This is a genomic window from Promineifilum sp. (SeqCode) (assembly GCF_041918635.1).
Taxonomy (GTDB): domain Bacteria; phylum Chloroflexota; class Anaerolineae; order Promineifilales; family Promineifilaceae; genus Promineifilum.
The window spans coordinates 1-8,795 of the sequence record NZ_JAYRVJ010000154.1 but is presented as its reverse complement, the minus strand read 5'-3'; the positions used below and the strand labels follow the sequence as shown (position 1 = coordinate 8,795).

General features: G+C 62.9%; 10 protein-coding genes. 9 read left to right on the top strand and 1 reads right to left on the bottom strand.

Features of this window, described 5'->3' with window-relative positions; all coding sequences use genetic code 11:
* Positions 1-104: 104 nt before the first annotated feature.
* Together ACE3UY_RS05200 and ACE3UY_RS05195 are read left to right on the top strand one after the other, a co-directional pair.
* Positions 105-782 (top strand): response regulator transcription factor, encoded by a 678-nt coding sequence (locus tag ACE3UY_RS05200; protein ID WP_374686492.1) that lies wholly within the window; start codon positions 105-107, stop codon positions 780-782.
* A gap of 7 nt (positions 783-789) precedes the next feature.
* A complete protein-coding gene (locus ACE3UY_RS05195; protein WP_374686491.1) occupies positions 790-2,265 on the top strand; it encodes a sensor histidine kinase in 1,476 nt (491 codons plus the stop codon).
* A 10-nt stretch (positions 2,266-2,275) separates the two neighbouring features.
* On the opposite strand, the gene ACE3UY_RS05190 is transcribed toward ACE3UY_RS05195, so the two are convergent.
* Positions 2,276-2,677 (bottom strand): PspC domain-containing protein, encoded by a 402-nt coding sequence (locus ACE3UY_RS05190; RefSeq protein WP_374686490.1) that lies wholly within the window; start codon positions 2,675-2,677, stop codon positions 2,276-2,278.
* 251 nt (positions 2,678-2,928) lie between these two features.
* On the opposite strand from ACE3UY_RS05190, the gene ACE3UY_RS05185 reads away from it, so the two are divergent.
* The 7 genes from ACE3UY_RS05185 (at position 2,929) to ACE3UY_RS05155 (ending at position 8,567) form a co-directional block, all read left to right on the top strand.
* The gene (locus ACE3UY_RS05185) at positions 2,929-3,441 is read left to right on the top strand and encodes an NUDIX hydrolase (RefSeq protein ID WP_374686489.1); all 513 of its coding nucleotides are present in this window, start codon (positions 2,929-2,931) and stop codon (positions 3,439-3,441) included.
* Complete coding sequence (locus ACE3UY_RS05180; RefSeq protein WP_374686488.1) at positions 3,438-4,934, top strand: serine hydrolase; 1,497 nt, start codon at positions 3,438-3,440, stop codon at positions 4,932-4,934. Before ACE3UY_RS05185 ends, ACE3UY_RS05180 begins: the two co-directional genes overlap by 4 nt.
* 8 nt (positions 4,935-4,942) lie before the next feature.
* On the top strand, positions 4,943-6,460 hold the full coding sequence (locus ACE3UY_RS05175; protein WP_374686487.1) for a serine hydrolase: 1,518 nt from the start codon (positions 4,943-4,945) through the stop codon (positions 6,458-6,460).
* A 95-nt stretch (positions 6,461-6,555) separates the two neighbouring features.
* Entirely contained in the window at positions 6,556-6,813 is a 258-nt protein-coding gene (locus ACE3UY_RS05170; RefSeq protein WP_374686486.1) for an acyl-CoA-binding protein, read from the top strand.
* Between the two features lie 19 nt (positions 6,814-6,832).
* On the top strand, positions 6,833-7,804 hold the full coding sequence (locus ACE3UY_RS05165; protein ID WP_374686485.1) for an aldo/keto reductase: 972 nt from the start codon (positions 6,833-6,835) through the stop codon (positions 7,802-7,804).
* A 158-nt stretch (positions 7,805-7,962) separates the two neighbouring features.
* The gene (locus ACE3UY_RS05160) at positions 7,963-8,328 is read left to right on the top strand and encodes a cupin domain-containing protein (RefSeq protein ID WP_374686484.1); all 366 of its coding nucleotides are present in this window, start codon (positions 7,963-7,965) and stop codon (positions 8,326-8,328) included.
* 29 nt (positions 8,329-8,357) lie between these two features.
* Complete coding sequence (locus ACE3UY_RS05155; RefSeq protein WP_374686483.1) at positions 8,358-8,567, top strand: molybdopterin-binding protein; 210 nt, start codon at positions 8,358-8,360, stop codon at positions 8,565-8,567.
* Positions 8,568-8,795 lie beyond the last annotated feature (228 nt).

Below are 8,795 nucleotides of genomic sequence, written 5' to 3'. Positions count from 1 at the left end.
GGCCGCCCACCTGTCAGGTCTTTAGCCAAGGCGGGGCCGCTTGCCTGTCAGAGGCGGCCAACTATACTATAATCACATCAATGCATCCGTTGGAGGTTGTGCCTATGTCGTCAACAATCCTGGTCGTGGAAGATGAAGAGCGAATTCGCCAATTCTTGCAGCGCGGTCTTGGCTATGAAGGCTATCGCGTCGAGGCCGCGCCCGATGGGCCGACCGCTCTGGAACTCGCTCGCGACACCCCCCCCGACCTGGTTCTGCTAGACCTGATGCTGCCCGGCATGGACGGGCTGGAAGTGTGCCGCCGGCTGCGCGCCGTCAGCGACGTGCCCATTCTGATGCTGACGGCCAAAGAGGCGATCGAGGATCGCGTCGCCGGGCTGGACGCGGGCGCCGACGATTACCTGGTCAAGCCGTTCGCCTTCGACGAATTGATGGCCCGCGTGCGCGCCCTCTTGCGCCGGGCCCAGCCGACGCTGCCCCAAGTCTACCGCTTCGCCGACCTGGAACTGGACACCGGCACGCGCCAGGGGCGGCGCGGCGGCGCGACCTTCGACCTGACGGCCAAGGAGTACGAATTATTAGAGCTGTTCATGCGCCATCCCCGGCAAGTCTTGACACGCGACGTCATCTTCGACCGCGTCTGGAATTACGACTTCGGCGGCGAGAGTAACATTATCGAGGTCTACGTGCGCTATTTGCGCCAGAAGACCGAACAGGGAGGGATGCAGAGGCTGATTCACACCGTGCGGGGGATCGGTTACGTTCTCCGCGAGGAGTCATAGCTGCTTCTTGTCCATCCAGAATAGGCTGTTGCTGGCCTATGCGCTGATCTTCAGCATCGTTTACTTTCTGTCTTCGCTGCTGGTCTACATCCTGCCGCGCAACCAGATGTTGGCGGAGATCGACGGCGATCTCTACTCGCTTGCCTATGAACTGGTGAACAGCGCCGTCGTCGAGGACGAGAGCGGCCTCATCCAGATCCCGGTGTCGCAAGACCTGGCTACGCCAGAGACGGCCTCCACACTCATCACCATCGTCAACAGCGAGGGCCACGTCGTTGCCCAGTCCAGCAATCTGGGCAGGCAGAATCAGTTGCTCGACCCCAACGGCCTGGGCACAGAGGACATCTACCGGATCGTGCAGTACCGGGAGTCGCTGCTGCGCGTCCTGTCGATCCCGTTCTACGACAGCGACCAACAGCTCATCGGCCACATCCAGGTCGCCCGGCTGCTCGACAATTACGAGATCTTCAACCGCGTCCTCAACCGGGCTTTGCTGATCAGCATCGGCGCGGCCATCACCTCGCTGATCGTCCTGGCCGTGCTGACCTCCAGCCTCTTCCGGCCGCTGGAGGACATCGCCACCGTCGCCCGCCAGATCACTCGCGCCGACGACCTGAGCCGGCGCGTGCCCCACAGCAACCGCACCGACGAGATCGGCGACCTGGCGCGCGCCTTCAACCAGACGCTCGAACGGCTGGAGCGCCTCTTCCGCAGCCAGCAGCGCTTTCTAGCCGACGTATCCCACGAGTTGCGGACGCCGCTGACCAGCGTGCGCGGCAACCTGGACTTGATGCGCCGTTTCGGCGAGTACGACGCCGAGTCGATGCTCGTCATCCAGGATGAGATGGAGCGCATGAGCCGGCTGCTGGGTGACCTGTTGCTGCTGGCTCGCGCCGACACCGGCGGCCTGCCGCTGCGTCACGAGCCGGTGGAGTTGGACAACATCCTGTTCGAGGTCTACCGGCAGGTGAGCCGTATCGCGAAGCCAGTAGCCGTCGAACTGACGGCCGTCGATCAGGCGACCATCCTCGGCGACGAAGACCGGCTGAAACAACTGCTCCTCAATCTGGTCGACAACGGCATCAAGTATACCCAGCCCGGTGGCGCAGTCCGACTGAGTCTGGCCAAGGACGGCGGGTGGGCGCAGTTGACCGTCAGCGACACCGGTATCGGCATCCCGGCTGAAGACTTGCCCCACATCTTCGACCGCTTCTACCGCGTGGACAAGGCGCGCGGCCGGGCGCAAGGCGGGTCGGGGCTGGGGCTGGCCATTGCCAAGTGGATCGTCCAGGCGCACGGCGGGGGCATCAAGGTCGAGAGTGTAGTCGGAGAGGGCACCACGTTTGTGGTCACACTGCCGCTCTACCAGGCTCCCGGCCTGTTGGGCCGGCGCAACGGCGAGCCGGACGAAGTGGAGATCAAAACGCGCCCCGGCCTGCGCACCCTGCGCCGCGGCCAGCCGACAAACGGCAAAGAAACGTAGGCGCGGCAGGTTACCGGCCGCGCCGGATAAGATAGAACAACCCGGCGGCGATCAAGACGACAGGCCAGAACGCATTGGAGACCCAGCCCATCTGGCCCAACAGGAAGAACGCGCCGAACAGGATCAGGATCACGCCGACGGTGGCCGCCGGACTGGTGCGCGTTTTGTAGGTAGTCGGGTCATCGGCGACCGGTTTATCCATGATCCGAATAGCGGGTTGGGCCTGGGACTCAGTCGGCGTGATGATCCACAGGATCATATAGATCGGGAATCCGATACCACCGGCCAGGAACAAAACGACAAATGCCAGACGCACCAGTACGGGATCGACCTCCAGGTGCGCGGCCAGACCGCCGCACACACCGGCGACCATTCGCTCCGTCTCGCTGCGCACAAGCCTTGCTTGTTGCATGGCATCCACCTCCACAAAATAACGATAATAGTGACTTTGATGCTCTATACGCTGGGTTGCGCCGGGAGTTGCAGCCCCAGGCGACATGAGAGACGGATAACTGCGACAGATGACCTATGGAAACAACGGCCCTTTCTGCTATACTGGCCGGTTGAAATATCGCACTACCGTTGGGTGGCGCGGGGATGAAAACGAATTCTATTGTGAATAGACAAGCAACTAGCGCCTGGAAAGAGGAGTTGGCGCGCGCGATGCGCTGGCGTCCTCTCAACGGCCTGTTGGCCTGGGGCGTCCGAGCCACCGTACCGCGTCAGCGGGTTGGGGTAGCCTTGGTCGCCTTCAACGCGAACGAGGAGCTTTTCCTGTTGCGCCACGTCTTTCACCCGGCCGGGCCATGGGGTCTACCCGGGGGATGGCTTAACCGCAACGAAGCGCCGGCCGATGGCGTGGCCCGCGAACTGCGCGAGGAGACGGGCCTGGGCGTAGAGCTAGGCCCTGTCATCCACGTTGGGCACGAAAAGCAGCCGCCCCATATCGCCATGGCCTATCTCGGACAGATCCAGCCAGGCCCGATGCGCTTCAGCATTGAGGTGCTGGATGCCCAGTGGTTCGCGCTCGATCGCTTGCCGCAGCCACTGCATCCGTTCGCCCGGCGCTCCATCAGTGACGGGCTGGCTCTCTTTCGCTCCACGTTGCCCACGTCGCCCACGTCGCCGCTGTCCGTCGCTTCCCCAGTAGTGCACGAGGCGCAGGCGCTCACATGAACCGCAACTCCTCACCCGGACTAGGACAATGGATCACGGTCTCCTTCATGGTGGCGGTGTCCTTTTTCCTGCTCTACAAGCTCTATCAATACTCGACCACGCGCAGCTATTTGCCGACCGGACTAACGATTGGCGGCGTGGATGTTGGCCGCATGACCGAGGAAGAGGCGACCGAACTGCTGACCAGCCGGTACATCGAGGCCCCGGTCACACTCATCCACGGCGAGAATCAATTCGAGGTGATGCCGGCCCAGATCGAATTTACCCTGGATATGGACAAGATGCTGCTCGAAGCCGACATCCAGCGCTCGAGCCAGGACTTCTGGTCCGGCTTCTGGGGCTTTCTGTGGGGCCGCCCCGTACAGGTGCAGCCCATTGAACTGGCGAGCTCGCTCAACCGCGAGGCGTTGCGCAACGTCTTGCAGGAAATCAAGGAAGTCGTCGATGTGCCCGCCCAGCCGGCGCAGCCCGTGCCGGGCAGCATGAGCTTTCAGTATGGCACGGCCGGCACCGAGACCGACATCGAAGGCAGCTTCGACGACGTGGAGGCCGCCTTCCACCGGCCAAACCTGCGCGAGGCGACGCTCACCGCCAGACCCAAGTCGCCCGAGCGGCCGAACATCAATTTGCTCTCGCGTCTGCTGGTTAACCGGTTGCAGGTCTTCGAGCAGGAGACGGGCGGTCTGGCCGGCATCTTCATCCTGGACCTGAATACGGGTGAAGAGATCAACATCAACGGCAGCGAGCCGGTGTCAGCCATTGACCTGATGAAGATACCGATCGTCCTGGAGACGTATCGCGCGCTCGACCAACTGCCCACGCTGACCCAACGCCAGCTCATCTCCGACACGCTGGTCGTCAACCCGGAGAACGCCAGCGCCAATAGCCTGCTGGCCGAGATCGGCGGCGAGACGGTCGATCCCTACGTGGGCGCGGAGCGGGTGACGGCCACCATGCAGCGTCTCGGTCTGGTGAACACGTTCATCATGGCCCCCTACGACGCCGGGATGCCGGCCGGCAAGAAGACGCCGGAGACGCCGGCCAACAGCGTCGAGGTACTGCGCACCAACCCCAGCCCCACCATGCAGACGACGGCCGAAGACGTGGGCACGCTGCTGTCGATGATCTACTACTGCGCCACCGGACAGGGCGGGGCGCTGGTGGCCGCCTTCCCCGACAACGATTGGCAGCGCGAGTGCCTGGAAATTCTCGACTTCATGGGGCAGAACAAGATCGGCAGTCTGCTGGAAGAGGGCGTCCCGGCCGAAATAACGGTGGCCCACCGCCACGGTTGGATCGGCGACACCAACGTCGATGCCGGTATTGTCTTCAGTCCCGGCGGCGACTACGTCATCGTCGAGATTCTCTACAAACCGGAATGGCTGGAGTGGGAGTTAAGCGCGCCGCTGATGGCCGACGTTTCCCGCGCCGCCTATAACTACTTCAACTTCGATAACCCCTATCTGGGCGAATCGAGCGCGGCCAATAACTGAACGTCGTTATGCTAAGAGCGTTGCGCCGCATCCTGATCGTGGCCCTCCTCGTCTTGGGGAGCGCGTTCCTGCTCTACCAGGGCTTTCTCTTCTGGCGAGCGCTGGACAAGTTGCCGCCCGGCACGACGCTGGGTGGGGTCTCGGTCGAGGGGCTGACGCTGGATGGCGCGCGCCAGGCAGTGAACGAGCGCTTCTTTTCGCCCGTGGCCGTCTTCAACGGCGATGAGCGAGTCGCCGAGCTTCAGCCAGCCGACGCCGGTTTCTACATCGACACAGAGGCGATGCTGGTCGAGGCGCGCGCGGAGTGGGACAAGCAGGAAATGTGGCGTAAGTACCTTGAGTTCGTCGTCGGTCTCTCGCCGCAGCCCATTGTGGTCAACATCAAGGCCCGCCACGATGACGCCGCCCTGCGCCGCCAGGTGGATATGATCGCCGACTTCATCGACCGGCCGGCCGAAGGGCCGCAACTGCTGGTCGATACCGGCGTCATCCAGCCCGGCCAGGCGGGAACCATCACCGATCGCGAGTCGAGCCTCCAGCGCGTGCGCGCGGCCCTCTACAGCGTCGAGGATCGCACGACCAGTCTGGTCTTGGTCGAAGAGCCTGCGCCTGCCTGGACGATGCAGGTGCTCCAGGACGCCATCGAGAATCAGCTGGCCGCCTTCGAGGGGTTTGCCAGCATCTACGTCCTGGACTTGCAGACGGGCGAGGAAGTGCGCATCAACTCCGACGTGGCCGTGTCGGCGCTGAGCATCCTGAAGATCCCCATCTTCATCGAGGCGTACCGCGTTCTGGACGCCCCGCCCAACGACTATGAACGCCAGTTGTTCATGGACACGGCCACTGCCTCCAGCAACCATGCGGCCAACCTGCTGTTGCACATCATCGCCGGCCAGGAGAACACCTATGAGGGCGCGGAGGTGCTGACAAACGAGTTGCACCGCATGGGCATGGTTAACAGCTTCATGGCCGTGCCCTATGACGCCCAGGCCGTGCCCAACCGGCCCAGCACCTATACCACTCCGGCCAACCAGCGTACCGACATTAACACGAACCCCGACACGACGATGCAGACGACAGCCGAAGAGATCGGCTACCTGCTGGGCATGCTCTACTACTGCGCCCAGGGGGACGGCGGCCTGCTGGCCATCTACCCCGATGAGATTACCCAGGAGGAGTGCCAGGCGATCATCGACCTGATGGTGCTGAACGTGGAGGGCAACCTGATTCGTTACGGCGTGCCGGAAGAGGTACGCGTGTCCCACAAGCACGGCTGGAGCTTCAACGAGCATGGCGACGCCGGCATCGTCTTCAGCCCCGGCGGCGACTACGTCATCTACATCCTGTTGGCCCAGCCCGAAAACGACTGGCTGATGTCCGAGTATAGCTTCCCCATCATCCGCGAAATCTCCCGCGCGGCCTATAACTACTTCAACTACAGCGAGCCCTATGAAGGCCGCCCCATTGACTTGGCGGTCGAAGAAGAGGCCGCGCCCGACCCGGTTGACGCGGTTGAGGGGAATTAAGTGGGCAGACAGGTGTGACCCACTTTCTGAAGTGGGTTGCACCTAAGTAGCAGGGGAGCTGGGGAGCGGGGGTGCAGGGGAGAAAAGAGAAAACCATGACCGACTTACAGACTCAATTCGAGGCCGCGGCCAAGGCGGCCACTTCGTTACTCACCCGCCCCGACAACGAGACGATGCTCAAGCTCTACGCCCTCTACAAGCAAGCCAAGGCGGGCGACGCCGACGGCAAGCGGCCGGGCATGTTCGACATGGTGGGCCGGGCCAAGTATGACGCCTGGGCCGCCCTGAAGGGCACGCCGAAAGAGACGGCGATGCAAACCTACATCGACCTCGTCGCCGCGTTAAGCAGATAGTCTCTTCCTGGAGGAAGCTATGGAGTACCGCCGCCTCGGCCGCACGGGCCTGAAGGTCAGCACCATCTGTCTCGGAACCATGCAGTTCGGCTGGACGACCGACGAACCGACGGCCCACGCCGTCATGAGCCGCGCCATCGAACTGGGCATCAACTTCTTCGACACGGCCGACGTCTACTCGCGCTGGCATCCCGGCAACCCCGGCGGCGTGGCCGAGACCCACATCGGCAACTGGCTGGCGACCGGCGCGACACCGCGCGACCGGCTCATCCTGGCCACGAAAGTGCGCGGCCGGATGGGCGACGGCCCCAACGACGAGGGCCTCTCCCGCGGCCACATCCTGAACGCCGTCGAGGCCAGCCTGCGCCGGCTGCGCACCGACTACATCGACCTCTACCAGACCCACTTCCCCGACGATGAGGCGCCGCTCGATGAGACGCTGCGGGCGCTCGACGACCTGGTGCGCAGCGGCAAGGTGCGCACCGTCGGCTGCTCCAACTACCCCGCCTGGATGCTGGCCAAGGCGCTGTGGGTCAGCGACGTGCAGCGGCTCGTCCGTTACGACAGCCTCCAGCCGCACTACAGTTATGTCCACCGCGCCGAGTTCGAGCGCGAGCTTCAGCCGCTCTGCCTCGATCAGGGCGTGGGCGTCATCCCCTACAGCCCGCTGGGCGGCGGCTTCCTGACCGGCAAGTACCGGCGCGACACGCCCCTGCCGGAGTCGGCGCGCGCCGGCGGCGTCCAGCGGCGCTACATGAATGAGTGGGGCTTCACTGCCGTGGACAAGCTGGAGGAGATCGGCCAGGCCCACGACGCCACCATCGCCCAGACGGCCATCGCCTGGTGTCTGGCCAACCCGGCCGTCACCTCGGCCATCATTGGCGCGAACACCATCGCCCAACTGGAGGACACGGCTAAGGGGGCGGAGGTGAAGCTGTCAGCCGAAGAAAAAGAGGCGCTGGACGCGGTGACGGCGTGGGAGGAGGATTAAACGCCAGGACGCGAAGGGGCACAGCAACGCATACAAGAATGGGACGCTGATGAACGCCGATTTTGCGCTGATTAACGCTGTTTCAATAGAGCACTGCGAAAATCAGCGCTCCATCAGCGGTCATCTGCGTCCCATTCTTTTGTGTACAATGGTGGGCCATGACCTATTCACCTGTTGACCTCAGCCAAAAGCTCGCTCTGTTTTCCGAGCAGTGGACGCCCAAGATCGTCGCCCAGATGAACGACTACCACTTCAAGGTAGTCAAGATTCAGGGCGATTTCGTCTGGCACACCCACCCGGAGACGGATGAGGTCTTCCTCGTGTTAGACGGCGCGATGCGGATCGACTTCCGCGACGGGCGCGTTGACCTGCGCGCCGGTCAACTGTACGTTGTCCCGCGCGGCGTCGAGCACAAGCCCTACGCCGCGCGGGAGTGCGCGCTGCTGCTGGTGGAGCCGGCGGGGACGGTGAACACCGGCGATGCGGCGAGCGGGCCTACTGCGCCGAACGATGTTTGGATTTGACAGTTTAGCATTCAAGCGAGGAGACAGACATGAAACTAAGCGCACGCAATGTCATTAAAGGCCGCGTCAAGACCGTCACTCCCGGCGCGGTGAACGTCGAGGTGGTCATTGAGATCGCCCCCGGCGTCGAGGTGGTGTCCATCATCACTAAAGCTTCGGCCGAGAGTCTGGCGCTGGCCCCCGGCAAGGAGGCGTATGCCGTGGTCAAGGCTTCCAGCGTGATGATCGCCGTGGACTGAGCGCGAGGCACAATAGAATAGAAGACGCGGGGGCATGGAACAGTTCCATGCCCCCGTCATTTGGCGGCCATCCCTAAGTATTACCTAGTATTGACGCGGATCCCCGCAGAATTTATACTGGCTTTAGGGGGTTCTCTGCGAGTTATTTTGCTTAGTCGATCAACAAGTAAGAACCATTGGATCGAATTGATGGGGGCCACCAAATGAATCGCAAGCATCGGATAGGTC